The 26,395-nt window shown below is 61.6% G+C and carries 26 protein-coding genes and 4 tRNA genes; 1 reads left to right on the plus strand and 29 read right to left on the minus strand.

The window, feature by feature from the left end; genetic code table 11:
- Positions 1-83: 83 nt before the first annotated feature.
- From rpsQ to fusA, 13 genes are all read right to left on the minus strand, one after another.
- Positions 84-356: a 30S ribosomal protein S17 gene (gene rpsQ / locus ABFO07_RS00855; RefSeq protein WP_059558289.1), complete on the minus strand. Its 273-nt coding sequence runs from the start codon at positions 354-356 to the stop codon at positions 84-86.
- A complete protein-coding gene (gene rpmC, locus ABFO07_RS00860; protein WP_006400652.1) occupies positions 353-547 on the minus strand; it encodes a 50S ribosomal protein L29 in 195 nt (64 codons plus the stop codon). Before rpmC ends, rpsQ begins: the two co-directional genes overlap by 4 nt.
- A 9-nt stretch (positions 548-556) precedes the next feature.
- Entirely contained in the window at positions 557-973 is a 417-nt protein-coding gene (gene rplP / locus ABFO07_RS00865) for a 50S ribosomal protein L16 (protein ID WP_006765417.1), read from the minus strand.
- Positions 974-975: 2 nt separating this feature from the next.
- Entirely contained in the window at positions 976-1,776 is an 801-nt protein-coding gene (gene rpsC / locus ABFO07_RS00870) for a 30S ribosomal protein S3 (protein ID WP_006400654.1), read from the minus strand.
- 11 nt (positions 1,777-1,787) lie between these two features.
- Positions 1,788-2,117, minus strand: coding sequence for a 50S ribosomal protein L22 (gene rplV / locus ABFO07_RS00875; protein ID WP_004199272.1), 330 nt, complete (start codon positions 2,115-2,117; stop codon positions 1,788-1,790).
- A 12-nt stretch (positions 2,118-2,129) separates the two neighbouring features.
- Positions 2,130-2,405, minus strand: a complete 276-nt coding sequence (rpsS, locus tag ABFO07_RS00880) for a 30S ribosomal protein S19 (RefSeq protein ID WP_004199273.1) — start codon at positions 2,403-2,405, stop codon at positions 2,130-2,132.
- A 10-nt stretch (positions 2,406-2,415) separates the two neighbouring features.
- Positions 2,416-3,243, minus strand: coding sequence for a 50S ribosomal protein L2 (gene rplB, locus ABFO07_RS00885; protein ID WP_026045041.1), 828 nt, complete (start codon positions 3,241-3,243; stop codon positions 2,416-2,418).
- A 2-nt stretch (positions 3,244-3,245) separates the two neighbouring features.
- Positions 3,246-3,560 carry a 50S ribosomal protein L23 gene (gene rplW / locus ABFO07_RS00890; protein ID WP_004199275.1) on the minus strand — a complete coding sequence of 105 codons (315 nt, stop codon included), beginning with the start codon at positions 3,558-3,560 and terminating at the stop codon, positions 3,246-3,248.
- Complete coding sequence (gene rplD / locus ABFO07_RS00895; RefSeq protein WP_059558287.1) at positions 3,557-4,177, minus strand: 50S ribosomal protein L4; 621 nt, start codon at positions 4,175-4,177, stop codon at positions 3,557-3,559. Before rplD ends, rplW begins: the two co-directional genes overlap by 4 nt.
- Positions 4,177-4,827 carry a 50S ribosomal protein L3 gene (rplC, locus tag ABFO07_RS00900; RefSeq protein ID WP_059558439.1) on the minus strand — a complete coding sequence of 217 codons (651 nt, stop codon included), beginning with the start codon at positions 4,825-4,827 and terminating at the stop codon, positions 4,177-4,179. Before rplC ends, rplD begins: the two co-directional genes overlap by 1 nt.
- Before the next feature lie 177 nt (positions 4,828-5,004).
- A complete protein-coding gene (gene rpsJ, locus ABFO07_RS00905) occupies positions 5,005-5,316 on the minus strand; it encodes a 30S ribosomal protein S10 (RefSeq protein ID WP_004199280.1) in 312 nt (103 codons plus the stop codon).
- Positions 5,317-5,599: 283 nt separating this feature from the next.
- A complete protein-coding gene (tuf, locus tag ABFO07_RS00910) occupies positions 5,600-6,793 on the minus strand; it encodes an elongation factor Tu (RefSeq protein ID WP_347468078.1) in 1,194 nt (397 codons plus the stop codon).
- A gap of 42 nt (positions 6,794-6,835) precedes the next feature.
- Positions 6,836-8,920 (minus strand): elongation factor G, encoded by a 2,085-nt coding sequence (fusA, locus tag ABFO07_RS00915; RefSeq protein WP_230952990.1) that lies wholly within the window; start codon positions 8,918-8,920, stop codon positions 6,836-6,838.
- Here fusA and ABFO07_RS00920 point away from each other — a divergent pair.
- Positions 8,807-9,064 carry a hypothetical protein gene (locus ABFO07_RS00920; protein WP_230952991.1) on the plus strand — a complete coding sequence of 86 codons (258 nt, stop codon included), beginning with the start codon at positions 8,807-8,809 and terminating at the stop codon, positions 9,062-9,064. The two genes, fusA and ABFO07_RS00920, sit on opposite strands and share 114 nt — an antisense overlap.
- Here the strand turns inward: ABFO07_RS00920 and rpsG are convergent.
- The 16 genes from rpsG to ABFO07_RS01000 form a co-directional block, all read right to left on the minus strand.
- Positions 9,061-9,531 carry a 30S ribosomal protein S7 gene (gene rpsG, locus ABFO07_RS00925; protein ID WP_004198359.1) on the minus strand — a complete coding sequence of 157 codons (471 nt, stop codon included), beginning with the start codon at positions 9,529-9,531 and terminating at the stop codon, positions 9,061-9,063. The genes ABFO07_RS00920 and rpsG overlap by 4 nt on opposite strands.
- 173 nt (positions 9,532-9,704) lie before the next feature.
- The gene (gene rpsL / locus ABFO07_RS00930) at positions 9,705-10,085 is read right to left on the minus strand and encodes a 30S ribosomal protein S12 (RefSeq protein WP_006400662.1); all 381 of its coding nucleotides are present in this window, start codon (positions 10,083-10,085) and stop codon (positions 9,705-9,707) included.
- Positions 10,086-10,312: 227 nt separating this feature from the next.
- Positions 10,313-12,160: a DNA helicase RecQ gene (recQ, locus tag ABFO07_RS00935; RefSeq protein ID WP_059558281.1), complete on the minus strand. Its 1,848-nt coding sequence runs from the start codon at positions 12,158-12,160 to the stop codon at positions 10,313-10,315.
- Positions 12,161-12,363: 203 nt separating this feature from the next.
- Positions 12,364-16,611 carry a DNA-directed RNA polymerase subunit beta' gene (rpoC, locus tag ABFO07_RS00940; RefSeq protein ID WP_059558279.1) on the minus strand — a complete coding sequence of 1,416 codons (4,248 nt, stop codon included), beginning with the start codon at positions 16,609-16,611 and terminating at the stop codon, positions 12,364-12,366.
- A gap of 21 nt (positions 16,612-16,632) precedes the next feature.
- Positions 16,633-20,739: a DNA-directed RNA polymerase subunit beta gene (gene rpoB, locus ABFO07_RS00945; RefSeq protein WP_059558276.1), complete on the minus strand. Its 4,107-nt coding sequence runs from the start codon at positions 20,737-20,739 to the stop codon at positions 16,633-16,635.
- Between the two features lie 367 nt (positions 20,740-21,106).
- On the minus strand, positions 21,107-21,481 hold the full coding sequence (rplL, locus tag ABFO07_RS00950) for a 50S ribosomal protein L7/L12 (protein ID WP_006477198.1): 375 nt from the start codon (positions 21,479-21,481) through the stop codon (positions 21,107-21,109).
- A gap of 63 nt (positions 21,482-21,544) precedes the next feature.
- Positions 21,545-22,042, minus strand: a complete 498-nt coding sequence (rplJ, locus tag ABFO07_RS00955) for a 50S ribosomal protein L10 (protein ID WP_059803102.1) — start codon at positions 22,040-22,042, stop codon at positions 21,545-21,547.
- A gap of 291 nt (positions 22,043-22,333) precedes the next feature.
- Entirely contained in the window at positions 22,334-23,032 is a 699-nt protein-coding gene (gene rplA, locus ABFO07_RS00960) for a 50S ribosomal protein L1 (protein ID WP_017333534.1), read from the minus strand.
- Positions 23,033-23,464, minus strand: coding sequence for a 50S ribosomal protein L11 (gene rplK, locus ABFO07_RS00965; protein WP_006400671.1), 432 nt, complete (start codon positions 23,462-23,464; stop codon positions 23,033-23,035).
- Between the two features lie 140 nt (positions 23,465-23,604).
- The gene (gene nusG, locus ABFO07_RS00970) at positions 23,605-24,162 is read right to left on the minus strand and encodes a transcription termination/antitermination protein NusG (RefSeq protein WP_006765424.1); all 558 of its coding nucleotides are present in this window, start codon (positions 24,160-24,162) and stop codon (positions 23,605-23,607) included.
- A gap of 1 nt (position 24,163) precedes the next feature.
- Entirely contained in the window at positions 24,164-24,544 is a 381-nt protein-coding gene (secE, locus tag ABFO07_RS00975; protein WP_059558272.1) for a preprotein translocase subunit SecE, read from the minus strand.
- Positions 24,545-24,587: 43 nt separating this feature from the next.
- A tRNA-Trp gene (locus tag ABFO07_RS00980) sits at positions 24,588-24,663 on the minus strand.
- Positions 24,664-24,722: 59 nt separating this feature from the next.
- Positions 24,723-25,913 (minus strand): elongation factor Tu, encoded by a 1,191-nt coding sequence (gene tuf / locus ABFO07_RS00985; protein WP_011882996.1) that lies wholly within the window; start codon positions 25,911-25,913, stop codon positions 24,723-24,725.
- A 63-nt stretch (positions 25,914-25,976) separates the two neighbouring features.
- Positions 25,977-26,051: transfer RNA gene (locus tag ABFO07_RS00990), tRNA-Thr, on the minus strand.
- 25 nt (positions 26,052-26,076) lie between these two features.
- A tRNA-Gly gene (locus ABFO07_RS00995) sits at positions 26,077-26,150 on the minus strand.
- A gap of 43 nt (positions 26,151-26,193) precedes the next feature.
- Positions 26,194-26,279, minus strand: a tRNA-Tyr gene (locus tag ABFO07_RS01000).
- Positions 26,280-26,395 lie beyond the last annotated feature (116 nt).

The raw sequence follows: 26,395 nt of genomic DNA on the forward strand, positions 1-26,395 counted from the left end.
AATCCCGGTCACGCAAGCAAAAACTTTGCGATTTCAAGCACTTCGTGAAGAAGTGCCTGTTACTGCCCTACTGCTCGCCTCGCTTAGATGACGCGAGCTGCTTCGACGAGGCGCGACACCGCCCAGGCCTTCGTCTTCGAAACAGGACGCGTTTCCTGGATTTCGACGAGATCGCCTTCGTTGTAGGTGTTCGCTTCATCGTGCGCGTGGTACTTCTTCGAGCGCACGACATACTTGCCGTAGATCGGGTGCTTGACGCGGTGCTCGACCAGCACGGTGACGGTCTTGTCCATCTTGTTGCTGACGACCCGACCGACCAGCGTCCGCTTCAGCGAGGTTTTCACGCTATCGTTCATTTCTGGTTCGCCTTCTGAGTCATGACGGTCCGCACACGTGCGATGTCGCGACGAACCTTCTTCAGCTGGCTCGTGTTCGTGAGCTGCTGGGTCGCGAGTTGCATGCGCAGGCCGAATTGCGCCTTCAGCAGGTCCGCCAGCTCTTTGTTGAGCGCGGCCTGGTCTTTCTGGAGAAGTTCGGAAGCCTTCATGTTTTCTCCTTAGGCGCCGAGCTGGCGCACGATGAATGCCGTCTTCAGCGGCAGCTTCGCAGCTGCCAGACGGAACGCTTCACGGGCCAGTTCTTCGGATACGCCATCCATTTCGTACAGCATCTTGCCCGGCTGAATCTCGGCGACGTAGTACTCCGGGTTACCCTTACCGTTACCCATACGTACTTCGGCCGGCTTCTGCGAAATCGGCTTGTCCGGGAAGATGCGAATCCAGATGCGGCCGCCACGCTTGATGTGACGCGTCATTGCACGACGCGCCGCTTCAATCTGACGTGCGGTCAAACGACCACGACCGATCGCCTTCAGGCCGAATTCACCGAACGACACCGCGTTGCCGCGCGTCGCCTTGCCGGTGTTACGACCCTTCTGCTCTTTGCGATACTTCCTGCGTTTCGGTTGCAGCATCGTTATTCTCCAGTCTTGCCGTCTTCCGGCTTGCCGGCGCCACGGCGCGGTGCGCCACGGCGAGCACCCGGAGCGCCGCCTTCGCCGTCACGGCGCGGACGACGATCGCCCGGACGCGCATTGCGACGCGGACGCTTGTCTTCGGCTACTTCTTCCACCACCGGCGCGTCGTTGCGGCCAAGGGTATCGCCCTTGTACACCCACACCTTGACGCCGATGATCCCGTAGGTCGTCTTCGCTTCCGAAGTCGCGTAGTCGATGTCGGCACGCAGCGTATGCAGCGGCACGCGACCTTCGCGGTACCACTCCGTACGTGCGATTTCGATACCGTTCAGACGGCCCGCGCTCATGATCTTGATGCCCTGGGCACCCAGACGCATCGCGTTCTGCATCGCACGCTTCATCGCGCGACGGAACATGATCCGGCGCTCGAGCTGTTGCGTGATCGAGTCAGCGATCAGTTGCGCATCGGTTTCCGGCTTGCGGATCTCTTCGATGTTGACGTGAACCGGCACGCCCATGCGGCGTTGCAGTTCCGTCTTCAGCAGTTCGATATCCTCGCCCTTCTTGCCGATGACGACACCCGGACGCGAGCTGAAAATCGTGATGCGCGCGTTCTTTGCCGGACGCTCGATGACGACGCGGCCGACCGAAGCGTTCTTCAGCTTCTTCTTCAGGTATTCACGAACACCGATGTCTTCCTGCAACATCGCCGCGAAATTGTTGTTGTTCGCGTACCAGCGCGAAGCCCAATTGCGGCTGACAGCCAGGCGGAAGCCAGTCGGATGAATTTTCTGTCCCATCGTATGGCTCCTTAATTCCCGACCGTCACAGTGATGTGACAGGATTGCTTCTCGATGCGGTTACCGCGGCCCTTGGCGCGCGCGGTGAAACGCTTGAGCGACGCAGCCTTGTCGACGTAGATGCTCTTGATCTTGAGCTCGTCGATATCGGCGCCTTCGTTGTGCTCCGCATTCGCGATTGCCGACAGCACAACCTTCTTCACGATGCCAGCCGCCTTCTTCGGCGAGAACGTCAGAACGTTCAGCGCCTTGTCGACCGGCAAACCGCGGATCTGGTCAGCCACAAGGCGCGTCTTCTGCGCCGAGATGCGGGCACCGCGATGAATTGCTTTCACTTCCATCTTGATAGCCCCTTATTTCTTGGCCTTCTTGTCGGCCGCGTGACCCTTGAACGTCCGGGTCAGTGCGAACTCGCCAAGCTTGTGGCCGACCATGTTTTCCGAGATGTACACCGGAACGTGTTGACGGCCGTTGTGAACGGCGATCGTCAGACCGATGAAATCCGGCAGAATCGTCGAGCGACGCGACCAGGTCTTGATCGGCTTCTTGTCGCGCGAAGCTGCAGCCGCCTCAACTTTCTTCAGCAAATGGGCGTCGCAGAACGGACCTTTTTTAACAGAACGTGCCATTGCCTACTCCTTAACGCTTGTGACGGCGCTGGACGATCATCGTCGTCGTGCGCTTGTTGCTGCGGGTGCGATAACCCTTAGCCGGCGTGCCCCACGGGCTCACCGGGTCGCGACCTGCAGCCGTCTTGCCCTCACCACCACCGTGCGGGTGGTCAACCGGGTTCATCGCAACGCCACGCACCGTCGGGCGGATACCGCGCCAGCGGTTCGCGCCAGCCTTGCCGATCTGGCGCAGGCTGTGCTCTTCGTTGCCGACTTCACCGATCGTTGCACGGCACTCGATGTGCACACGGCGGATTTCGCCCGAACGCAGACGAACCTGCGCGTAGACGCCTTCACGCGCCAGCAGCATGGCCGACGTGCCAGCCGAACGCGCCATTTGCGCGCCCTTGCCCGGCAGCATCTCGATGCAGTGGATCGTCGTACCGACCGGAATGTTGCGGATCGGCAGCGTGTTGCCTGCGCGGATCGGCGCTTCCGAACCCGACATCAGCTGCTGGCCGACGGTCAGGCCCTTCGGGGCGATGATGTAGCGGCGCTCGCCGTCTGCGTACAGCACCAGCGCGATGTTCGCGCTACGGTTCGGGTCGTACTCGAGACGCTCGACCTTTGCCGGGATGCCGTCCTTCGTGCGACGGAAATCGACGATACGGTAGTGCTGCTTGTGACCACCACCCTTGTGACGCGTGGTGATGTGGCCGTTGTTGTTACGGCCGGCGGTCGAGCTCTGCGTGTCGAGCAGTGCCGCGAACGGCTTGCCCTTGTGCAGGTTCTTGTTGACCACCTTGACCATCGCGCGGCGACCCGGCGAAGTCGGTTTAACTTTCACGATTGCCATGATTACTTGGCCTCCGCTTCAAAGTTGATTTCCTGGCCGGGCTTCAGGCACACGTATGCCTTCTTCACGTCCTTGCGGCGGCCCATCGAACGGCCGAAGCGCTTTTGCTTGCCCTTCTGAACCAGCACGTTGACGGAATCAACTTCAACCTTGAACAGCAGCTCGACAGCCGCCTTCACTTCCTGCTTCGTGGCATCCGGTGCGACTTCGAACACGACTTGCTCGTTCTTGTCGGCAACCAGCGTCGCCTTCTCGGAAATCACCGGTGCGAGCAGGACCTGCATCAAACGATGATCGTTCTTGCGAATCTCGCTCATGACAGCAACTCCTCGATCTGGGCGACCGCAGCCTTCGTGACCAGCACTTTCTTGAAGTAGATCAGCGACAGCGGGTCAGCGTAGCGCGGCTCGACAATTGCCACGTGCGGCAGGTTGCGCGAAGCCAGGTACAGGTTTTCGTCGACCGTGTCGGTGATGATCAACACGGAATCGAGACCCATGGCCTTGAATTTGTCGGCCAGCAGCTTGGTCTTCGGCGCTTCGAGAACGATGTCCTCGACGACCGACAGACGGCCTTCGCGGGCCAGCTGCGAGAAGATCGAGCAGAGGCCTGCGCGATGCATCTTCTTGTTGACCTTGTGCGAGAAGTTTTCTTCCGGCGAGTTCGGGAAGATACGACCACCGCCGCGCCACAGCGGGCTCGACGACATACCGGCACGAGCACGGCCCGTACCCTTCTGGCGCCACGGCTTCTTGGTCGTGTGCTTGACCTGCTCGCGGTCCTTCTGCGCGCGGTTACCCTGGCGAGCGTTCGCCTGGTAAGCAACGACGATCTGGTGGATCAGCGCTTCGTTGTAGTCACGACCGAACACGACGTCCGATGCGTTGACCACTGCACCTTCCTGACCATTTTCATTCAGGAGCTTGAGTTCCATTATTTCGCCCCCTTGGTCTTCACGGCCGGCGTCACGAAAACCTTGCCGCCCTTCGCACCCGGAATCGCGCCCTTGACCAGCAGCAGCTTGCGCTCTGCGTCGATACGAGCGATTTCGAGGTTCTGCACCGTCACCGTCACGTCACCCATGTGACCCGTCATGCGCTTACCCGGGAACACGCGACCCGGATCCTGCGCCATACCGATCGAACCCGGCACGTTGTGCGAGCGCGAGTTACCGTGCGTAGCACGGCCGGAGGAGAAGTTGTAACGCTTGATCGTACCGGCGTAGCCCTTACCGATCGACACGCCTTGCACGTCGACTTTCTGGCCCACTTCGAAGAGATCAGCGCCGACCACGGCGCCATTCGACAGCTCGGCCGCCTTGGCCGCGTCGATGCGGAATTCCTTGAGGATTTCACCGGCTTCGACACCGGCTTTGGCAAGATGACCTGCCAGCGGCTTCGTCACGCGCGATGCACGACGGGAGCCGAATGCAACCTGCACGGCCGTGTAGCCGTCGGTTTCAACAGTCTTGATCTGCGTCACGCGGTTGTCCGACACGTCCACCACGGTGACGGGAATCGAATCCCCTTCAGCCGTGAAGATACGGGTCATACCAACCTTGCGACCTACGAGTCCAAGGCTCATCGTTTTCTCCATTCCCGACTGCGATTGGTCGGGGCTGATTTACAAAATGCCGGGCACGCAAGGCCCGACTTTTTTACGCGAATACGCGAAAAGCCAAGCATTATAGCCCGACCTTCCGTTTTCCGCAAGCAATCAAAGACTTAGCGCCACCCGGCACGCCGGAAGGCGCCGGAAGCCTTACTGCAGCTTGATTTCCACGTCGACGCCAGCCGGCAGGTCGAGCTTCATCAGCGCGTCGACCGTCTTGTCGGTCGGATCGACGATGTCCATCAGGCGCTGGTGGGTACGGATTTCGAGCTGGTCGCGCGACGTCTTGTTGACGTGCGGCGAGCGCAGGATGTCAAAACGCTGAATGCGCGTCGGCAGCGGCACCGGGCCACGGACGATTGCGCCAGTCCGCTTCGCCGTGTCGACGATTTCGGCAGCCGATTGGTCGATCAGACGATAGTCGAAAGCCTTCAGGCGAATGCGGATTTTCTGTTGCTGCATGACGATTCCTTGGAAAGAGCGAGGCGATGTTGCATCGCCGGACACTAAAAGAACGCGAGACACGAAGCCTGCGGGGAGCGAGGCGCCATATCCCGGACGGTACTTCCACTGCTAAGTCCGCGATTCTACACGATTCTTTGGATCGGTGGTGCGGGTTCGTCGAAATGCGACGGGCACGCCAAAAAAACAAAACCGGGCGCCAGCCAAAGCTGGACGCCCGGTTCCGGACGGCATGACTACCGTGGAATCGCGGATCCTCTAGAGGACCCGCGGATCGTCGATATTACTCGATGATCTTGGCGACGACGCCGGCACCGACGGTGCGGCCGCCTTCGCGGATTGCGAAGCGCAGACCTTCTTCCATCGCGATCGGCGCAATCAGCTTCACCGTGATCGACACGTTGTCGCCCGGCATCACCATTTCCTTGTCCTTCGGCAGCTCGATCGAGCCCGTCACGTCCGTCGTACGGAAGTAGAACTGCGGACGGTAGTTGTTGAAGAACGGCGTGTGACGGCCGCCTTCGTCCTTGCTCAGCACGTACACTTCAGCCGTGAAGTGCGTGTGCGGCGTGATCGAACCCGGCTTCGCCAGAACCTGGCCACGCTCCACGTCTTCACGCTTCGTGCCGCGCAGCAGGATACCAACGTTGTCGCCTGCCTGACCTTGGTCCAGCAGCTTGCGGAACATTTCCACGCCCGTGCAGGTCGTCTTCACCGTCGGCTTGATACCGACGATTTCGATTTCCTCCTCGCCGACCTTCACGATGCCGCGCTCCACACGACCCGTCACCACCGTACCGCGGCCCGAGATCGAGAACACGTCTTCCACCGGCATCAGGAACGCGCCGTCAACCGCACGCTCCGGCGTCGGGATGTACGTGTCCAGTGCGTCTGCCAGGTTCATGATCGCCACTTCGCCCAGCTCGCCCGTGTCGCCTTCCAGCGCCAGCTTCGCCGAACCCTTCACGATCGGCGTGTCGTCGCCCGGGAAGTCGTACTTCGACAGGAGTTCGCGAACTTCCATCTCGACCAGCTCGAGCAGTTCAGCGTCGTCCACCATGTCGCACTTGTTCAGGAACACGATGATGTACGGAACGCCAACCTGACGCGCCAGCAGGATGTGCTCACGCGTTTGCGGCATCGGGCCGTCTGCTGCCGAGCACACCAGGATCGCGCCGTCCATCTGCGCCGCGCCCGTGATCATGTTCTTCACATAGTCAGCGTGGCCCGGGCAGTCGACGTGTGCGTAGTGGCGGTTAGCCGTTTCGTACTCGACGTGCGCGGTGTTGATCGTGATGCCGCGTGCCTTTTCTTCCGGCGCTGCGTCGATCTGGTCGTATGCCTTCGCTTCGCCGCCGAACTTCTTCGTCAGCACGGTCGTGATCGCTGCCGTCAGCGTCGTCTTGCCGTGGTCAACGTGACCAATCGTACCAACGTTCACGTGCGGCTTGGTCCGCTCAAACTTCTCTTTTGCCATGATTCTCTTCTTTCAAAAAATAATCGGTTGGTAGATGCAGCTTTACTTCGACTTTGCGCTGATGATCGCTTCGGCAACGTTGCGCGGAGCTTCAGCGTAGTGCTTGAACTCCATCGTGTACGTTGCACGACCTTGCGTCAGCGAGCGCAGCGACGTCGAGTAGCCGAACATTTCCGACAGCGGAACTTCAGCGCGGACGATCTTGCCGCCGCCGACCATGTCTTCCATGCCCTGGACGATACCGCGACGGCCCGACAGGTCGCCCATCACGTTGCCCATGTAGTCTTCCGGCGTTTCGACTTCGACTGCCATCATCGGCTCGAGCACGACCGGGTTCGCCTTGCGCATCGCTTCCTTGAACGCCATCGAACCGGCCATGCGGAACGCGTTTTCGTTCGAGTCAACGTCGTGGTACGAACCGAACGTCAGGTGGACCTTCACGTCGACGACCGGGAAGCCGGCCAGCACGCCCGACTTCAGCGTGTCCTGGATACCCTTGTCGACCGCCGGGATGTATTCACGCGGAATCACACCACCCTTGATCTCGTCGAAGAACTCGTAGCCCTTGCCCTGTTCGTTCGGCTCGAGCGTGATGACCGCGTGACCGTACTGGCCGCGACCGCCCGACTGCTTGACGAACTTGCCGTCGACGTCCTTCGCCGTCGAACGGATCGTTTCGCGGTATGCAACCTGCGGCTTGCCGACCGTTGCTTCCACGCCGAATTCACGCTTCATCCGGTCGACCAGAATTTCGAGGTGGAGCTCGCCCATGCCCGAAATGATGGTCTGGCCCGACTCTTCGTCGGTCTGCACGCGGAACGACGGATCTTCCTGCGCCAGGCGGTTCAGCGCGAGGCCCATCTTTTCCTGGTCAGCCTTGGTCTTCGGCTCGACGGCCTGCGAAATCACCGGCTCCGGGAACACCATGCGCTCGAGCACGATCGGGTGTGCCGGATCGCACAGCGTGTCGCCCGTGGTCGCTTCCTTCAGGCCAACTGCAGCAGCGATGTCGCCTGCGCGGACTTCCTTGATTTCTTCACGCTGGTTCGCGTGCATCTGCAGAATACGGCCGAGGCGTTCCTTCTTGCCCTTGGTCGAGTTCAGCAGCGTGTCGCCCGAGTTGACGACGCCCGAGTACACACGGAAGAAGATCAGCTGGCCGACGAACGGGTCGGTCATGATCTTGAACGCGAGCGACGAGAACTTCTCGTCGTCCGACGCCTTGCGCTCGGCTTCTGCGCCATCTTCGAGCTCGCCCTTGACCGGCGGGATGTCGACCGGCGACGGCAGGAAGTCGATCACGGCGTCGAGCATGCGCTGCACGCCCTTGTTCTTGAACGCGGTACCGCACAGCATCGGCTGGATTTCGCACGCGATCGTACGGTCGCGCAGCGCCTTGACGATGTCGGCTTCCGGCAGATCGCCTTCTTCCAGGTACTTGTTCATCAGGTCTTCGCTGGCTTCAGCAGCCACTTCGACCATCTTCTCGCGCCATTCCTTGCAGGTCTCTGCGAGCTCGGCCGGAATGTCGACGTAGTCGAACTTCGTGCCTTGCGACGCTTCGTCCCAAATGATCGCCTTCATCTTGATCAGGTCGACGACGCCCTTGAAGTTTTCTTCCGCGCCGATCGGCACCACGACCGGAACCGGGTTCGCCTTCAGGCGCAGACGGAGCTGGTCGTAGACCTTGAAGAAGTTCGCGCCGGTACGGTCCATCTTGTTGACGAACGCGAGACGCGGCACCTTGTACTTGTTAGCCTGGCGCCACACCGTTTCCGACTGCGGCTGCACGCCGCCCACTGCGCAGTAGACCATGCACGCGCCATCGAGCACGCGCATCGAGCGCTCCACTTCGATCGTGAAGTCGACGTGGCCCGGGGTGTCGATGATGTTGATGCGGTGTTCCGGATAGTTGCCGCCCATGCCCTTCCAGAAGGCCGTGGTAGCAGCGGAGGTGATCGTGATGCCACGCTCCTGTTCCTGCTCCATCCAGTCCATCGTGGCTGCGCCGTCGTGGACTTCACCGATCTTGTGGTTCACACCGGTGTAAAACAGAATGCGCTCGGTCGTCGTCGTCTTGCCGGCGTCGATGTGAGCGCTAATACCGATATTGCGGTAGCGCTCGATAGGAGTCTTGCGAGCCACTTTGATCCTCTACTGGGTTGGCGCGATGCGACCCTGTCGCATCGCGCCTCAACACAAACGGGCGAGGCGCTCGAAAAGCGCACCCGCCCGGAATTTTTTCCGCTAAAAGCCCAGCCTGGCGCTTAGAAACGGAAATGCGAGAACGCGCGGTTGGCTTCCGCCATGCGGTGAACCTCATCGCGCTTCTTCATCGCGCCGCCGCGGCCTTCAGCCGCTTCGGACAGTTCGCCAGCAAGACGCAGAGCCATCGACTTCTCGCTACGCTTCTTCGCAGCCTCGCGCAACCAGCGCATCGCCAATGCCATACGACGCGACGGACGCACTTCGACCGGAACCTGATAGTTGGCACCACCAACGCGACGGCTCTTCACTTCGACCACCGGCTTCACGTTGTTGAGCGCAACCGTGAACACTTCCAGCGGGTCCTTGCCACCCTTGGTCTGGATCTGTTCGAATGCGCCATAAACGATGCGTTCAGCGACCGACTTCTTGCCGGACAGCATCAGCATGTTCATGAACTTGGCTACATCTACGTTGCCGTACTTCGGATCCGGCAACACTTCCCGCTTGGGAACTTCGCGACGACGCGGCATGTTTCTTCCTTTACCTGTTCAGTTGGAGCTGTTTCTCAGCCCCGCGGCCACCAACTAACCCGATCACATCTTCACGACTAACCAGCTTGGCCGGGTGACCACTTACTCGACAGCACCGGCAATCCGGCACCACCGCCTTGACCGCCCTGGGGCGATCCCAAATCAAAAACTGCTTACTTCGCAGCCTTTGCACGCTTCGCGCCGTACTTCGAGCGCGCTTGCTTACGATCCTTGACGCCCTGGGTATCCAGCGAGCCGCGAACCATGTGGTAACGCACACCCGGCAAGTCCTTCACACGGCCGCCGCGGATCAGCACAACCGAGTGTTCCTGCAGGTTGTGGCCTTCACCGCCGATGTACGAAATCACTTCGAAGCCGTTCGTCAGACGAACCTTGGCAACCTTACGGAGTGCCGAGTTCGGCTTCTTCGGCGTCGTCGTGTACACACGGGTGCACACGCCGCGACGCTGGGGGCAGTCCTGCAGGGCCGGGCTCTTGCTCTTCGTCGTTTCCGACTGACGGCCTTTGCGAACCAGTTGGTTGATGGTTGGCATTGTTTATTCCTGAAATTGAACAAAATCCGCACATCGATTTCGGGCAAAGCGAGAATCGAGGTGCGATTGACCTCCGGATCCGGAAAACAGGCACGAACTTTCGCACGCAACCCGTCCAGCCAAGAACCGGAACCTAGCATCATATTCCGGAAATACCAAGCAAGTCAACGGGTTGCGTGCGTTTGCCGCCCGACGGCCGAGACCGGCGCCCGGCCGGAGGCTGGCCGTCAGGCCGATTCGACGACGTCGATCAGCTCGTCGCCGAAGCGTTCGAGCTTGCGGATGCCCATCCCGGGGATATGGCGCAGATCGTCGATCGTCTCCGGCGCATTGCGTGCGATTTCGGCGAGGGTCGCATCGTGAAAGATCACGTACGCCGGCACGCCGTCGGATTTGGCCGTCTCCGCGCGCCACGCGCGCAGCGCGTCCCAGCGGGCGCGCTCGCGCGCGCTCATGCCGGCCGTCGGGTCGACGCGCGTGCCGCCGCGGCTCGACGACTGGCGCGAACGCTGCGGCTTCACGTAGCGTCGCAGCGTGACCTTTTCCTCGCCCTTCAGCACCGGCTTCGCGGCCTCGGTCAGCACGAGCGCGCCGAAGCCGCCGTGGTCGACGGCCAGATAGCCGTACGCGACGAGCTGCCGGAAGATCGCCCGCCATTCCGGCTCGGACAGCGACGCGCCGATGCCGAACGTGCTGAGCGCATCATGGCCGCGTTGCAGGACCTTCTCGTTGCGGCTGCCGCGCAGGATCTCGATCAGATGGCTCGCGCCGAAGTTGAAGCCGCTCGCGCGCTGCGCGCGGAACGCGCACGACAGCGCCATCTGCGCCTCGCGCGTTGCATCCCATGAATCGGGCGGCTCGAGGCAGGTGTCGCAATTGCCGCACGGCTGGCTGGCCTCGCCGAAGTAATTCAGCAGGCGTACGCGGCGGCAGGAAATCGTCTCGCACAGCCCGAGCAGCGCGTCGAGCTTGCCCGTCTGCACGCGCTTGTGCGCATCGTCGGCATCGGACTCGTCGATCATCTTGCGCTGCTGGACGACGTCGCCGAGGCCGTACGCCATCCACGCATTCGCGGGCAGGCCGTCGCGGCCCGCGCGGCCGGTTTCCTGGTAGTAGCCCTCGACGCTCTTCGGCAGGTCGAGGTGCGCAACGAAGCGCACGTCCGGCTTGTCGATCCCCATGCCGAACGCGATCGTCGCGCACATCACGATGCCCTCTTCGCGCTGGAACATCTCCTGGTGCTTCTGACGCACCTCGAATTCCATCCCCGCGTGATACGGCAGCGCGCGCACGCCCTGCGCCTTCAGCCATTCGGCCGTTTCCTCGACCTTGCGGCGCGACAGGCAATACACGACGCCCGCATCGGTCGTGCCGTCGGCATTCGTGTGCTCGGCACGGATGAAGTCGAGCAGCTGCGCGCGCGCGTTGTCCTTCTCGACGATCCGGTAGCGGATGTTCGGCCGGTCGAAGCTCGACACGAACACGCGCGCGTCGTCGAGCGCAAGGCGGTGGACGATCTCGTCGCGCGTGATCGCGTCGGCGGTCGCCGTCAGCGCGATGCGCGGCACCGACGGAAACCGCTCGTGCAGCACCGACAGCTGGATGTATTCGGGACGGAAATCGTGGCCCCATTGCGACACGCAATGCGCCTCGTCGATCGCGAACAGGCCGATCTTCGTGCGCTCGAGCAGGTCGAGGAAGCGCCCGGTCATCAGCCGCTCGGGCGCGACGTACAGCAGGTCGATTTCGCCTTCGCGCAGCGCGCGCTCGGTGGCCGCGGCCTCCGCGCCGGACAGCGTCGAGTTCAGGTAGGCCGCGCGCACGCCGACTTCGGAGAGCGCCGCGACCTGGTCCTGCATCAGCGCGATCAGCGGCGACACGACGATGCCCGCGCCATGCCCGGTCTCGCGCCGCAGCAGCGCGGGGATCTGGTAGCACAGCGACTTGCCGCCGCCGGTCGGCATCAGCACGAGACAATCGCCGCCGCCGGCGACGTGCTCGACGATCTCGCCTTGCTGGCCGCGGAACGCGGAATAACCGAAGACTTCGTCGAGGATTTCGAGGGCGCGGGACATGAATGAGATGGAAGACGGCAAACTGCGATGACCGGGATTCTAACAACCCGTGCGCGCCTGAAGCGGCGAATCGCACAACATTGGCCATCGGGACAGTGCGCGTTGGTGCCGGCGACCGGCGCCGGCCGGGCGAAAAAAAACCGCCCAGTCGAAACTGGGCGGTTTCAGCGACAGCGTAGCGAGGCGGCTCGCGCCGCCAGCACTTACTCGGCTGCCGGATGCTGTTGCGGCTCTTCCGTGGCGGGCGTGCTCGGGGTGCCGAACTCGAACGCTTCTTCCGCTGCGATCTGGTCGAAACGCTCGCGATCCGACGACTCCTTGGCCTTGCGCGCCTTGTGGAACGCCAGGCCCGTACCAGCCGGAATCAGACGGCCGACGATCACGTTTTCCTTCAGGCCGCGCAGATCGTCGCGCTTGCCCATGATCGCCGCTTCGGTCAGCACGCGGGTCGTTTCCTGGAACGATGCCGCGGAGATGAACGAGTCGGTCGACAGCGACGCCTTCGTGATACCCAGCAGAACGTTGTCGTACGACGCCGGACGCTTGTCCTCGGCGATCATGCGATCGTTCTCGTCCAGCATGTCGGAACGCTCGACCTGTTCGCCCGGGATGAAGCGCGTATCGCCGTTGTCGGTGATCTGCACACGACGCAGCATCTGGCGAACGATCACCTCGATGTGCTTGTCGTTGATCTTCACGCCCTGCAGTCGGTACACGTCCTGCACTTCGTCGACGATGTAGCGCGACAGCGCCTCGATACCCTGCAGACGCAGGATGTCGTGCGGATCGGCCGGGCCGTCCACGATCATTTCGCCCTTGTTGACGACCTGAGCATCGTGGACCAGCACCTGCTTTTCCTTCGCGATCAGGAACTCGTGCTGATTGCCCTCGAGGTCCGTGATGACGAGACGCTGCTTGCCCTTCGTGTCCTTGCCGAACGACGTCGTGCCGGTGACTTCCGCGAGAATGCCCGCATCCTTCGGCGAACGCGCTTCGAACAGTTCCGCCACCCGCGGCAGACCGCCGGTAATGTCACGCGTCTTCTGCGCTTCGGTCGGGATACGTGCGAGCACTTCACCCACCTGCACCTGCTGGCCGTCCTTCACGGTGATCAGCGCGCCGACCTGGAAGCCGATCTGCACTGCGTGCTCCGTGCCCGGGATCTTCACTTCCTCGCCGTTCGCGTCGAGCAGCTTCACCTGCGGACGCACGCTCTTCGACGCCTGCGAACCGCGACGCTTCACGTCGATCACGACCAGCGTCGACAGGCCGGTCACGTCGTCGATCTGCTTCGCGACCGTCACGCCTTCCTCGACGTTCTCGAACTTCACCGTACCGCCGTACTCGGTGATGATCGGGCGCGTCAGCGGATCCCACGTAGCGAGCTGCGTGCCGGCCTTGACGGTGACGCCGTCGAGCTGCAGCAGCGTCGCGCCGTACGGCACTTTGTGACGCTCGCGCTCGCGACCGAAGTCGTCGGTGATCATCGCTTCGCCCGAACGGGAAATGACGATCTGCTCGCCCTTCGCGTTCGTGACGTAGCGCATCGTCGACGTGAAGCGCACGATACCGTTGCTCTTCGCTTCGACCGACGACGCCACTGCCGCACGCGATGCCGCACCACCGATGTGGAACGTACGCATCGTCAGCTGCGTGCCCGGTTCGCCGATCGACTGCGCGGCGATCACGCCGACCGCTTCGCCGACGTTCACGAGCGAGCCGCGGCCGAGGTCGCGGCCGTAGCACGACGCGCACAGACCGTAGCGGGTTTCGCAGGTCAGCGGCGTGCGCACGCGCACTTCGTCGATGCCGAGGCGTTCGATCTCCTCGACCGCCGTTTCGTCGAGCAGCGTGCCCGATTCGTACAGCGTTTCCTGCGTTTCCGGATTCACGACGTCCGCCACCGCGACGCGGCCGAGGATACGGTCGCGCAGCGCTTCGACGACTTCACCGCCTTCGACCAGCGCCTTCATCGCGACGCCGTTGCTCGTGCCGCAATCGTCCTCGACCACGACCAGATCCTGCGTCACGTCGACCAGACGACGCGTCAGGTAACCCGAGTTCGCGGTCTTCAGTGCCGTATCAGCCAGACCCTTACGTGCACCGTGGGTCGAGATGAAGTACTGCAACACGTTCAGGCCTTCGCGGAAGTTCGCGGTAATCGGCGTCTCGATAATCGAGCCGTCCGGCTTCGCCATCAGGCCGCGCATACCGGCCAGCTGACGAATCTGCACCGCCGAACCCCGGGCGCCCGAGTCGGCCATCATGTAGATCGAGTTGAACGACTCCTGGCGCGTCGCGTTGCCGTCGCGGTCCGTCACCGGCTCCGTCGACAGCTGCTCCATCATCGCCTTGCCGACCGCTTCCGACGTCGCCGACCAGATGTCGACCACGTTGTTGTAGCGTTCCTGCGCGGTGACGAGACCCGACATGTACTGGCGGTCGTACTCCTTCACCTTCTTCGCGGCGTCGCCGACGATCGTTTCCTTCTGCTCCGGCACGAGCATGTCGTCCACGCAGATCGAGATGCCGGCGCGCGTCGCGAGACGGAAACCCGACTGCATCAGCTGATCGGCGAACACCACCGTCGCGCGCAGGCCGCACTTGCGGAACGCCGTGTTGATCAGGCGCGAGATTTCCTTCTTCTTCAGCGGCTTGTTCAGCACCGAGAACGGCAGGCCGTGCGGCAGGATCTCCGACAGGATCGCGCGGCCGACGGTCGTCGCGTACAGCGTGATCTTCGGCACGAACGCCGGTGCGCCTTCCGACTTGTCCTCGTTGTGGACCATTTCGGTGATCCGCACGTTGACGCGCGATGCCAGCTCGACTTCCTTGTTCTCGTACGCGCGGATCACTTCCGACACGCCGGTGAACGACAGGCCTTCGCCCTTCGCGTTGATCGCTTCGCGGGTCGCGTAGTACAGACCCAGCACGATATCCTGCGACGGCACGATCGACGGATCGCCGTTGGCCGGGAACAGCACGTTGTTCGACGCGAGCATCAGCGTGCGCGCTTCCATCTGCGCTTCGAGCGACAGCGGCACGTGAACGGCCATCTGGTCACCGTCGAAGTCGGCGTTGAACGCCGCGCAGACGAGCGGGTGCAGCTGGATTGCCTTGCCTTCGATCAGCACCGGCTCGAACGCCTGGATACCGAGACGGTGCAGCGTCGGCGCACGGTTCAGCATCACCGGGTGCTCGCGGATCACCTCTTCGAGGATGTCCCACACCACCGGCGTCTGGTTCTCGACTTCCTTCTTCGCCGCCTTGATGGTCGTCGCGACGCCCATCACTTCCAGCTTGTTGAAGATGAACGGCTTGAACAGTTCGAGCGCCATCAGCTTCGGCAGGCCGCACTGGTGCAGCTTCAGCGTCGGGCCGACCACGATGACCGAACGGCCCGAGTAGTCGACGCGCTTGCCCAGCAGGTTCTGACGGAAACGACCGCCCTTGCCCTTGATCATGTCGGCGAGCGACTTCAGCGGACGCTTGTTCGCGCCCGTCATCGCCTTGCCGCGGCGGCCGTTGTCGAGCAGCGAGTCGACGGCTTCCTGCAGCATCCGCTTTTCGTTGCGGACGATGATCTCCGGCGCCTTCAGCTCGAGCAGACGCTTCAACCGGTTGTTACGGTTGATCACGCGGCGGTACAGGTCGTTCAGGTCCGACGTCGCGAAACGGCCGCCGTCCAGCGGCACGAGCGGACGCAGTTCCGGCGGCAGCACCGGCAGCACTTCGAGGATCATCCACTCGGGCTTGATGCCCGAGCGCTGGAATGCCTCGAGGACCTTCAGGCGCTTCGCGTACTTCTTGATCTTCGCTTCCGAGCCGGTGTTCTTCAGCTCGGTGCGCAGCGTCTCGACCTGCTCGTCGATGTTGATCGCGCGCAGCAGTTCACGCACGCCTTCCGCACCCATCTCGGCACGGAATTCGTCGCCGTATTCCTCGACCTTGTTGTAGTAATCCTCTTCGGTCATGATCTGCCGCGCCTTCAGCGGCGTCATGCCCGGTTCGATCACCACGTATGCCTCGAAGTACAGCACGCGCTCGATGTCGCGCAGCGTCATGTCGAGCACCATGCCCAGACGCGACGGCAGCGACTTCAGGAACCAGATGTGCGCGACCGGCGAGGCCAGTTCGATGTGGCCCATCCGTTCACGACGCACCTTCGCCAGCGTCACTTCGACGCCGCACTTCTCGCAGATCACGCCGCGGTGCTTCAGGCGCTTGTACTTGCCGCACAGGCACTCGTAGTCCTTGATCGGCCCGAAGATCTTCGCGCAGAAGAGACCATCGCGTTCCGGCTTGAACGTACGGTAGTTGATGGTCTCCGGCTTCTTCACTTCGCCGAACGACCACGAACGGATCTTGTCAGGTGAAGCCAGACCGATCTTGATCGCGTCGAAAACTTCTTCCTGTTGGACTTGCTTGAATAGATCGAGCAGAGCTTTCATTGCTTTCTCTCCGTAGTCCGATTAATTGCGGTCGAGATCGATGTCGATACCGAGCGAGCGGATTTCCTTCACGAGCACGTTGAAGGATTCCGGCATGCCGGCGTCGATCACGTGATCGCCCTTGACCAGGTTCTCGTACACCTTGGTCCGGCCGTTCACGTCGTCCGACTTCACCGTCAGCATTTCCTGCAGCACGTAGGACGCGCCGTATGCCTCGAGTGCCCACACTTCCATTTCACCGAAACGCTGGCCACCGAACTGCGCCTTACCACCCAGCGGCTGCTGCGTGACGAGCGAGTACGGGCCCGTCGAACGCGCGTGCATCTTGTCGTCGACCAAGTGGTGCAGCTTCAGGTAGTGCATGTAGCCGACCGTCACGCGACGCTCGAACATTTCGCCCGTGCGGCCGTCGTACAGACGGACCTGGTTCTTCGACGGGTTCATGTCGAGGTGTTCGGCGATGTCGTCCGGGAACGCGAGGTCGAGCATCTTCGCCATTTCGTCCTCGGTCGCGCCATCGAACACCGGCGTCGCGAACGGCACGCCTTCGCGCAGGTTCTTCGCGAGCTCGAGGATCTCGTCGTCGCTGAAGCTCTCCAGATCTTCCGCGCGGCCCGACTCGTTGTAGATCTTCGTCAGGAAGACACGCAGCTCCTCGATCTTCGCCTGACGCTGCAGCATTTCGCCGATACGCCAGCCGAGGCCCTTCGCGGCCCAGCCGAGGTGCACTTCCAGAACCTGACCCACGTTCATCCGCGACGGCACGCCGAGCGGGTTCAGCACGACGTCGGCCGGACGGCCGTCAGCCATGTACGGCATGTCTTCGACCGGAACGATCTTCGACACGACACCCTTGTTACCGTGGCGGCCTGCCATCTTGTCGCCAGGCTGCAGGCGGCGCTTCACCGCGAGGTACACCTTGACCATCTTCAGCACGCCCGGCGGCAGTTCGTCGCCTTGCGTGAGCTTCTTGCGCTTCTCTTCGAACGCGAGGTCGAACTGGTGGCGCTTCTCTTCGATCGAGTTCTTGATCGCTTCGAGCTGCACCGCTGCTTCGTCGTCCGCAAGGCGGATGTCGAACCAGTGATAGTGGTCGAGGTCTTCCAGGTAAGCCTGGTCGATCTTCGTGCCCTTCGCGAGCTTCTTCGGGCCGCCGTTTGCAACCTTGCCCACGAGCATGCGCGCGAGACGCTGGAACGCGTCGCCTTCCACGATGCGCAGCTGGTCGTTCAGGTCGAGACGGTAGCGCTTCAGTTCGTCGTCGATGATCTGTTGCGCACGCTTGTCGCGCTGGATGCCTTCACGCGTGAACACCTGGACGTCGATCACGGTGCCGCTCATGCCCGACGGCACGCGCAGCGACGTGTCCTTCACGTCCGACGCCTTCTCGCCGAAGATCGCGCGCAGCAGCTTCTCTTCCGGCGTCAGCTGGGTCTCGCCCTTCGGCGTGACCTTGCCGACCAGCACATCGCCCGCTTCGACTTCCGCACCGATGTACACGATGCCCGATTCGTCGAGACGGCCGAGCTGGACTTCCGCCAGGTTCGAGATGTCGCGCGTGATTTCTTCCGGCCCGAGCTTCGTGTCGCGTGCAACGACGTTCAGCTCTTCGATGTGGATCGACGTGTAGCGATCGTCGGCCACGACCTTCTCCGAGATCAGGATCGAATCCTCGAAGTTGTAGCCGTTCCACGGCATGAACGCGATCAGCATGTTCTGGCCGAGCGCGAGCTCGCCCAGGTCCGTCGAGGCGCCGTCGGCCAGCACGTCGCCGCGCGAGACCTTGTCGCCCATCTTCACGATCGGACGCTGGTTGATGTTCGTGTTCTGGTTCGAACGCGTGTACTTGATCAGGTTGTAGATGTCGACACCGACTTCACCCGCGACCGCTTCGTCGTCGTTCACGCGAATCACGATACGGCCTGCGTCGACATAGTCGACGACGCCGCCGCGGAACGCCTGGACCGTCGTGCCCGAGTCGACCGCGCAGGTGCGCTCGATGCCCGTACCGACGACCGGCTTCTCCGGACGCAGACACGGCACGGCCTGACGCTGCATGTTCGAACCCATCAGTGCACGGTTCGCATCGTCGTGCTCGAGGAACGGAATCAGCGAGGCTGCAACCGACACGATCTGCGACGGCGCCACGTCCATGTACTGGATGCGGTCCGGCGTGACCATCATCGTTTCGCCGGCTTCACGCGACGACACGAGTTCGTCGATCAGCTGGCCGTTCTCGTCGATCGCGGCGTTTGCCTGCGCGATCATATAGCGGCCTTCCTCGATCGCCGACAGGTAGTCGATCTGGTCGGTCACCTTGCTGTCGACGACCTTGCGGTACGGCGTCTCGAGGAAGCCGTATTCGTTCAGGTGCGCGTACAGTGCGAGCGAGTTGATCAGGCCGATGTTCGGACCTTCCGGCGTTTCGATCGGGCACACGCGGCCGTAGTGGGTCGGGTGCACGTCGCGGACTTCGAAGCCTGCGCGCTCGCGCGTCAGACCGCCCGGGCCCAGTGCGGAAACACGGCGCTTGTGCGTGATTTCCGACAGCGGGTTGGTCTGGTCCATGAACTGCGACAGCTGCGACGAACCGAAGAACTCGCGGATCGCCGACGAAATCGGCTTCGAGTTGATCAGGTCGTGCGGCATCAGGTTTTCGCTTTCGGCCTGGCCGAGGCGTTCCTTGACTGCGCGCTCGACACGCACGAGGCCTGCGCGGAACTGGTTTTCCGCCAGTTCGCCGACACAACGCACGCGACGGTTGCCGAGGTGGTCGATGTCGTCCACTTCGCCCTTGCCGTTGCGCAGCTCGACGAGGATCTTGATCGTCGCGAGGATGTCGTCGTCCTGCAGCGTCATCGGGCCGGTGATCTCGTCACGGCCGACGCGGCGGTTGAACTTCATGCGGCCGACCTTCGACAGGTCGTACGCTTCTTCGCTGTAGAACAGGCGGTTGAACAGCGCCTCGACCGCTTCTTCGGTCGGCGGCTCGCCCGGACGCATCATGCGGTAGATCGCGATGCGCGCGGCCGTCTTGTCGGCCGTTTCGTCGACACGCAGCGTCGACGAGATGTACGGGCCCTGGTCCAGGTCGTTCGTGTAGAGCGTCTGGATGTCCTTGATGCCCGCTTCGCGCAGCTTCTCGAGCACGCTTTCCGTGATCTCGTCGTTCGCGCTCGCGATCACTTCGCCGGTGTCGCCGTCGACGACGTTCTTCGCCAGCACGCGGCCGAGCAGATAGTCTTCCGGCACCGAGATGAACTTGGTCTTCGCGGCTTCGAGGTCGCGAATGTGCTTCGCGTTGATCCGCTTGTCCTTCTGGACGATGACCTTGCCGTCGCGATCCGTGATGTCGAAACGCGCGACTTCACCACGCAGGCGCTCCGGCACGAACTCGAGTTGCGCGCCTTCGTCCATCAGCGTGAAGTTGTCGAACACGAAGAAGTTCGCGAGGATCTGTTCCGGCGTGAGGCCGATCGCCTTCAGCAGGATCGTGACCGGCATCTTGCGGCGACGGTCGACGCGGAAGTACAGGATGTCCTTCGGATCGAATTCGAAGTCGAGCCACGAGCCGCGGTACGGGATGATCCGTGCCGAGAACAGCAGCTTGCCCGAGCTGTGCGTCTTGCCCTTGTCGTGTTCGAAGAACACGCCCGGCGAGCGGTGCAGCTGCGAGACGATCACACGCTCGGTACCGTTGATGACGAACGAGCCCGTCGGCGTCATGAGCGGAATTTCGCCCATGTACACTTCCTGCTCCTTCACTTCCTTGACGACCGGCTTGTTCGGCGATTCCTTGTCGAGGATGACGAGGCGCACCTTCGCGCGCAGCGCGGAGCAGTACGTCAGGCCCCGCTGCTGACATTCCTTGATGTTGAATGCCGGCGAGGACAGCGCGTAGCTCACGAACTCGAGACGCGCGAAACCATTGTGCGAAACAATGGGAAATACCGATGTGAAGGCAGCCTGCAAACCCTCAGGCTTGCGTTGCGCCGTCAGAACATCAGCTTGCAGAAACGTGCTGAATGATTCAAGCTGGGTGGCCAGCAGGAAAGGAACTTGGTGAACGATGGGGCGCTTCGCGAAACTCTTGCGAATGCGCTTCTTCTCGGTGAAGGAATATTGCATACGATCTCCGAATCACGGCGGGTGCTATCGAGGCGGAATACCTGGACGTGTCAAACCCGAGTGTTCACCGACTGAGACCCGATGGCCGTCCGACGGCTTGAACGAGCCGAGAAGCTTGGTGGTTGGCCGCTACCAACCGCTGGCTGACGGCAGCGGATGCCTGTGTTGCCCGCTACCCGACCAAACTTGCCTTCTGCAGTCGCTTCAGAAGACAAAGAAAAACGCCAATCGCAACGATTCGACGGTTATCTTTGGCTTCTCGGGGCGTTTATCCCGGCTCACGAAAGAGTGCCAGAATAACGTTCCCACAAAGCACAAAAAGGCCGGCGGTGGAAATACCGCCAGCCTTCGCACAGCGCGCCGGAACTTACTTGACTTCGACCTTCGCGCCTGCTTCTTCCAGCTTCTTCTTGGCTTCTTCAGCAGCAGCCTTGTCGACGCCTTCCTTGACGGGCTTCGGTGCACCGTCAACCAGGTCCTTCGCTTCCTTCAGGCCCAGGCCCGTCAGTTCGCGAACTGCCTTGATGACGGAAACCTTGTTCGCGCCTGCTTCAGCCAGGACGACCGTGAATTCGGTCTTCTCTTCAGCTGCAGCAGCAGCGCCGCCGCCTGCCGGGCCAGCGACTGCAACAGCAGCTGCCGACACGCCGAACTTCTCTTCGAACGCCTTGACCAGTTCGTTCAGTTCCAGAACGGTCATCCCTTCGACTGCTGCCAGGATGTCTTCTTTTGCGATTGCCATTTGAAATACTCCTAAATTGAATACGGATACAGCCAGCGATCAGTGACGCTGATGTGCGTTCGATTACGCAGCTTCGGCTTGCTTCTTCTCAGCCAGCGCGGCCAGAGCGCGCGCAAAGCCGGAAACAGGCGATTGCATAACGAACAGCAGCTTCGAGAGCAGTTCCTCGCGGCTCGGGATGCTTGCCAGCGCTTGCACGCCGGCTTGGTCCATCACCTTGCCATCGAACGAACCAGCCCGAATGACCAACTTGTCATTGCTCTTGCTGAAGTCGTTGACGACCTTCGCAGCAGCAATTGCATCTTCCGAGATGCCGTAGATCAGGGGGCCAGTCATCTGCTCTGCCAGCGGAGCAAACGGCGTACCTTCGACGGCGCGACGCGCCAGCGTGTTCTTCAACACGCGCAGGTAAACCTGTTGCTCACGCGCTTTCGCGCGCAGCTTGGTCAGATCGCCAACCGCAATTCCACGATACTCAGCCAGCACGACGGTCTGGGCCTTCGCGACTTGCGCGGCAACCTCAGCGACGACGGCTTGCTTGTCTTCTCTATTAAGCGGCACGGTTAGCCTCCAGAAACGATACGTTCGGCACGAAACCTCACGTACCTCGTTCAACAACGGCGTCCGACTCGTTAGGAGTATTTCCACCTCACACCGCGAATCGCTTCGCGGCCTGGGGCTTCACCACTGCAAAACTATTTCGGGTTCGCCATCTGCGTTGGCTTGCATTAAGGGATTGCCTGACTGCGACGCTCCCACCAACGGTCTTTGATAACCGGTTGCCCGCCAAACTGCGCGGACAACCGCCCAAAGCCCTTTGAGGCCGCTTCGTGAAGCGGCCTGAATTCTTGCTTACTGCGCTGCCAGCGTAGCCTGGTCGACACGCACGCCGACGCCCATCGTGCTCGACAGTGCGATCTTGCGCAGGTACACGCCCTTGCTCGTTGCCGGCTTTGCCTTCTGCAGCGCTTCGATCAGCGCCGACAGGTTGCTGCGCAGCGCGGTCGATTCGAACGATGCACGGCCGATGGTCGCGTGGATGATACCGGCCTTGTCGACGCGGAACTGGACCTGGCCAGCCTTCGCGTTCTTGACCGCGGTTGCGACGTCCGGCGTCACGGTGCCGACCTTCGGGTTCGGCATCAGGCCGCGCGGGCCGAGGATCTGACCCAGCGTACCGACGATACGCATCGTGTCCGGCGAAGCGATCACGATGTCGAAGTCCATCTGGCCAGCCTTGATCTGCTCAGCCAGGTCTTCCATACCGACGATTTCCGCGCCTGCTGCACGTGCTTGCTCGGCCTTCTCGCCTTGCGCGAACACGGCAACGCGAACCGACTTGCCCGTGCCAGCCGGCAGAACGACCGAACCGCGAACCACTTGGTCCGACTTCTTCGCATCGATACCGAGCTGGACTGCGACATCGATCGATTCGTTGAACTTCGCGCTCGCGCATTCCTTCACGAGTGCGAGTGCGTCTTCGATCGCGTACAGCTTCTGACGGTCGACCTTGGCGGCAAATGCCTGACGGCGCTTGGAGATCTTAGCCATTTACACACCCTCCACGGTGATGCCCATCGAGCGTGCGCTACCAGCGATGGTGCGAACGGCTGCGTCCAGATCAGCTGCCGTAAGGTCCGGCATCTTGGTCTTCGCGATTTCTTCGGCTTGAGCGCGCGTGATCGAACCGACCTTGTCGGTGTGCGGCTTGCTCGAGCCCTTGTCCACCTTCGCCGCCTTCTTGATCAGGACGGTCGCCGGCGGCGTCTTCATCACGAACGTGAAGCTCTTGTCAGCGTATGCCGTGATGACCACCGGCACCGGCAGACCCGGCTCCATGCCTTGAGTCTGCGCGTTGAACGCCTTGCAGAACTCCATGATGTTCAGGCCGCGCTGGCCCAGTGCCGGACCGACCGGCGGCGACGGGTTGGCTTTACCTGCAGGGATCTGCAGCTTGATAAAGCCGACAATCTTCTTTGCCATTTGAAAACCTCGTTGGAACGCCAAGCGGCGTTCGGTGAGTGATAACGCGCGTTCGCCGCTGGCTACTGACGCTCCTCAACGGCCATGACGCGGACCGTAAGCGCGAAGGTGGGCAGCCGAGGCTGCCCACCGAATCGGGATCAAACTTTTTCGACCTGGCCGAACTCGAGCTCGACCGGGGTGGCGCGACCGAAGATGGTGACCGACACACGCACACGCGACTTTTCGTAGTTCACTTCTTCGACGGTGCCATTGAAATCCGTGAACGGGCCTTCCTTGACCCGAACCATCTCGCCGACTTCGAACAGGGTCTTCGGGCGCGGCTTCTCCACGCCTTCCTGCATCTGCGACATGATCTTCTCGACTTCCTTGGGGGAAATCGGCGTCGGGCGGTTGCGCGCACCACCGACGAAACCGGTGACCTTCGCCGTGTTCTTCACGAGGTGCCACGTTTCGTCCGTCATTTCCATTTCCACCAGCACGTAGCCGGGGAAGAAACGACGTTCCGTCACTGCCTTGTGACCACCCTTGACTTCGACCACTTCTTCGGTCGGAACCAGGATCTGGCCAAACTTGTCCTGCATGCCGGCACGTTCAATGCGCTCCTGAAGCGCGCGTTGCACGCTCTTCTCCATACCGGAGTAGGCGTGCACGACGTACCATCGCTTTCCGCTCGGGGATGCCGGAGTATCGCTCATATCATTTCCAACCCAGAATCGCCGAGAAAATCACCCATTCGATGGATTTGTCGCTCAACCAGAGGAAAATTGCCATCACGAGCACGAAACCGAACACGACGAGCGTGGTTTGCGTTGCTTCCTTGCGGGTGGGCCAAACGACCTTCCGGACTTCCTTGTACGAATCCTTGGCAAACGCGATCAGGCCCTTGCCAGGCGCCGACATCAGGCCCACGGCCACGCCGGCGATCAACCCCACCGCCAGAGCGGCACCGCGGACGTACCACTCCTGACCACCCAGCCAGAAGAAGCCCACGAATCCGGCCAAGACCAACAATACGCCCAGGGCCAGCATCAGCTTATCGCCGGAGGTATTTACAGTTTCGACGGATGGATTCGCCATAACACCTTAAAACAAATGCCACGTATGACACGTGGCGATTTTTTGGCAGGGGCAGAGGGAATCGAACCCCCAACCTTCGGTTTTGGAGACCGACGCTCTGCCAGTTGAGCTATACCCCTAGACCATGTTGGGACTGGCTAATGCCAGCCCCAAAACTGTCGATCAACGAATAACTGGCTTACTCGATGATCTTGGCGACGACGCCGGCACCGACGGTGCGGCCGCCTTCGCGGATTGCGAAGCGCAGACCTTCTTCCATCGCGATCGGTGCAATCAGCTTCACCGTGATCGACACGTTGTCGCCCGGCATCACCATTTCCTTGTCCTTCGGCAGCTCGATCGAGCCCGTCACGTCCGTCGTACGGAAGTAGAACTGCGGACGGTAGTTGTTGAAGAACGGCGTGTGACGGCCGCCTTCGTCCTTGCTCAGCACGTACACTTCAGCCGTGAAGTGCGTGTGCGGCGTGATCGAACCCGGCTTCGCCAGAACCTGGCCGCGCTCCACGTCTTCACGCTTCGTGCCGCGCAGCAGGATACCAACGTTGTCGCCTGCCTGACCTTGGTCCAGCAGCTTGCGGAACATTTCCACGCCCGTGCAGGTCGTCTTCACCGTCGGCTTGATACCGACGATTTCGATTTCCTCGCCGACCTTCACGATGCCGCGCTCCACACGACCCGTCACCACCGTACCGCGGCCCGAGATCGAGAACACGTCTTCCACCGGCATCAGGAACGCGCCGTCAACCGCACGCTCCGGCGTCGGGATGTACGTGTCCAGTGCGTCTGCCAGGTTCATGATCGCCACTTCGCCCAGCTCGCCCGTGTCGCCTTCCAGCGCCAGCTTCGCCGAACCCTTCACGATCGGCGTGTCGTCGCCCGGGAAGTCGTACTTCGACAGGAGTTCGCGAACTTCCATCTCGACCAGCTCGAGCAGTTCAGCGTCGTCCACCATGTCGCACTTGTTCAGGAACACGATGATGTACGGAACGCCAACCTGACGCGCCAGCAGGATGTGCTCACGCGTTTGCGGCATCGGGCCGTCTGCTGCCGAGCACACCAGGATCGCGCCGTCCATCTGCGCCGCGCCCGTGATCATGTTCTTCACATAGTCAGCGTGGCCCGGGCAGTCGACGTGTGCGTAGTGGCGGTTAGCCGTTTCGTACTCGACGTGCGCGGTGTTGATCGTGATGCCGCGTGCCTTTTCTTCCGGCGCTGCGTCGATCTGGTCGTATGCCTTCGCTTCACCGCCGAACTTCTTCGTCAGCACGGTCGTGATCGCTGCCGTCAGCGTCGTCTTGCCGTGGTCAACGTGACCAATCGTACCAACGTTCACGTGCGGCTTGGTCCGCTCGAATTTTTCCTTGGCCATTTTCAACTCCCGAAAGGAATTTCACATGTTGCGCCGCGCGCAAACAGACACTGACTGTACTACTGGTGCCCATGGGCAGGATCGAACTGCCGACCTCTCCCTTACCAAGGGAGTGCTCTACCACTGAGCCACATGGGCGGTTTTACGCTTCAACTACGCAGACTGGAGCGGGTGAAGGGAATCGAACCCTCGTCGTAAGCTTGGAAGGCTTCTGCTCTACCATTGAGCTACACCCGCACGGGCCACTAACGATTCCCTACTACTCTCTGCGCTGATGTCTTGGTGGAGGAGGTTGGATTCGAACCAACGTAGGCGTAAGCCAACAGATTTACAGTCTGCCCCCTTTAGCCACTCGGGCACCCCTCCGTAGAGAACTGACGATTATGGAGGTACATCACACTTGTGTCAAGCGCATCGCGAAGATTATTTTCATTCTCCCCGAGACTGCCTGCACGATCCGCGAGGCGTAAGCCCGGCATGTT

This window comes from Burkholderia stagnalis (assembly GCF_039848545.1).
GTDB lineage: Bacteria > Pseudomonadota > Gammaproteobacteria > Burkholderiales > Burkholderiaceae > Burkholderia > Burkholderia stagnalis.

Excerpts from the sequence above, each read along its gene's own strand:
- rplV (WP_004199272.1), bottom strand. The coding sequence starts at position 2,117 with ATGGAAGTGAAAGCAATTCATCGCGGTGCCCGCATCTCGGCGCAGAAG.
- rplP (WP_006765417.1), bottom strand. The coding sequence starts at position 973 with ATGCTGCAACCGAAACGCAGGAAGTATCGCAAAGAGCAGAAGGGTCGT.
- rpsQ (WP_059558289.1), bottom strand. The coding sequence starts at position 356 with ATGAACGATAGCGTGAAAACCTCGCTGAAGCGGACGCTGGTCGGTCGG.
- secE (WP_059558272.1), bottom strand. The coding sequence starts at position 24,544 with ATGGCGAATCCATCCGTCGAAACTGTAAATACCTCCGGCGATAAGCTG.
- tuf (WP_011882996.1), bottom strand. The coding sequence starts at position 25,913 with ATGGCCAAGGAAAAATTCGAGCGGACCAAGCCGCACGTGAACGTTGGT.
- rplC (WP_059558439.1), bottom strand. The coding sequence starts at position 4,827 with ATGAGCCTTGGACTCGTAGGTCGCAAGGTTGGTATGACCCGTATCTTC.
- rplB (WP_026045041.1), bottom strand. The coding sequence starts at position 3,243 with ATGGCAATCGTGAAAGTTAAACCGACTTCGCCGGGTCGCCGCGCGATG.
- rpsJ (WP_004199280.1), bottom strand. The coding sequence starts at position 5,316 with ATGCAGCAACAGAAAATCCGCATTCGCCTGAAGGCTTTCGACTATCGT.
- rplA (WP_017333534.1), bottom strand. The coding sequence starts at position 23,032 with ATGGCTAAGATCTCCAAGCGCCGTCAGGCATTTGCCGCCAAGGTCGAC.
- rplK (WP_006400671.1), bottom strand. The coding sequence starts at position 23,464 with ATGGCAAAGAAGATTGTCGGCTTTATCAAGCTGCAGATCCCTGCAGGT.
- rplD (WP_059558287.1), bottom strand. The coding sequence starts at position 4,177 with ATGGAACTCAAGCTCCTGAATGAAAATGGTCAGGAAGGTGCAGTGGTC.
- rplW (WP_004199275.1), bottom strand. The coding sequence starts at position 3,560 with ATGAGCGAGATTCGCAAGAACGATCATCGTTTGATGCAGGTCCTGCTC.
- nusG (WP_006765424.1), bottom strand. The coding sequence starts at position 24,162 with ATGAGCGATACTCCGGCATCCCCGAGCGGAAAGCGATGGTACGTCGTG.
- rpsL (WP_006400662.1), bottom strand. The coding sequence starts at position 10,085 with ATGCCAACCATCAACCAACTGGTTCGCAAAGGCCGTCAGTCGGAAACG.
- tuf (WP_347468078.1), bottom strand. The coding sequence starts at position 6,793 with ATGGCAAAAGAGAAGTTTGAGCGGACCAAGCCGCACGTGAACGTTGGT.
- rplL (WP_006477198.1), bottom strand. The coding sequence starts at position 21,481 with ATGGCAATCGCAAAAGAAGACATCCTGGCAGCAGTCGAAGGGATGACC.
- rpsC (WP_006400654.1), bottom strand. The coding sequence starts at position 1,776 with ATGGGACAGAAAATTCATCCGACTGGCTTCCGCCTGGCTGTCAGCCGC.
- rpsG (WP_004198359.1), bottom strand. The coding sequence starts at position 9,531 with ATGCCGCGTCGTCGCGAAGTTCCCAAGCGGGAAGTGTTGCCGGATCCG.
- rpoB (WP_059558276.1), bottom strand. The coding sequence starts at position 20,739 with ATGCAATATTCCTTCACCGAGAAGAAGCGCATTCGCAAGAGTTTCGCG.
- recQ (WP_059558281.1), bottom strand. The coding sequence starts at position 12,160 with ATGTCCCGCGCCCTCGAAATCCTCGACGAAGTCTTCGGTTATTCCGCG.
- rpmC (WP_006400652.1), bottom strand. The coding sequence starts at position 547 with ATGAAGGCTTCCGAACTTCTCCAGAAAGACCAGGCCGCGCTCAACAAA.
- rpoC (WP_059558279.1), bottom strand. The coding sequence starts at position 16,611 with ATGAAAGCTCTGCTCGATCTATTCAAGCAAGTCCAACAGGAAGAAGTT.
- rpsS (WP_004199273.1), bottom strand. The coding sequence starts at position 2,405 with ATGGCACGTTCTGTTAAAAAAGGTCCGTTCTGCGACGCCCATTTGCTG.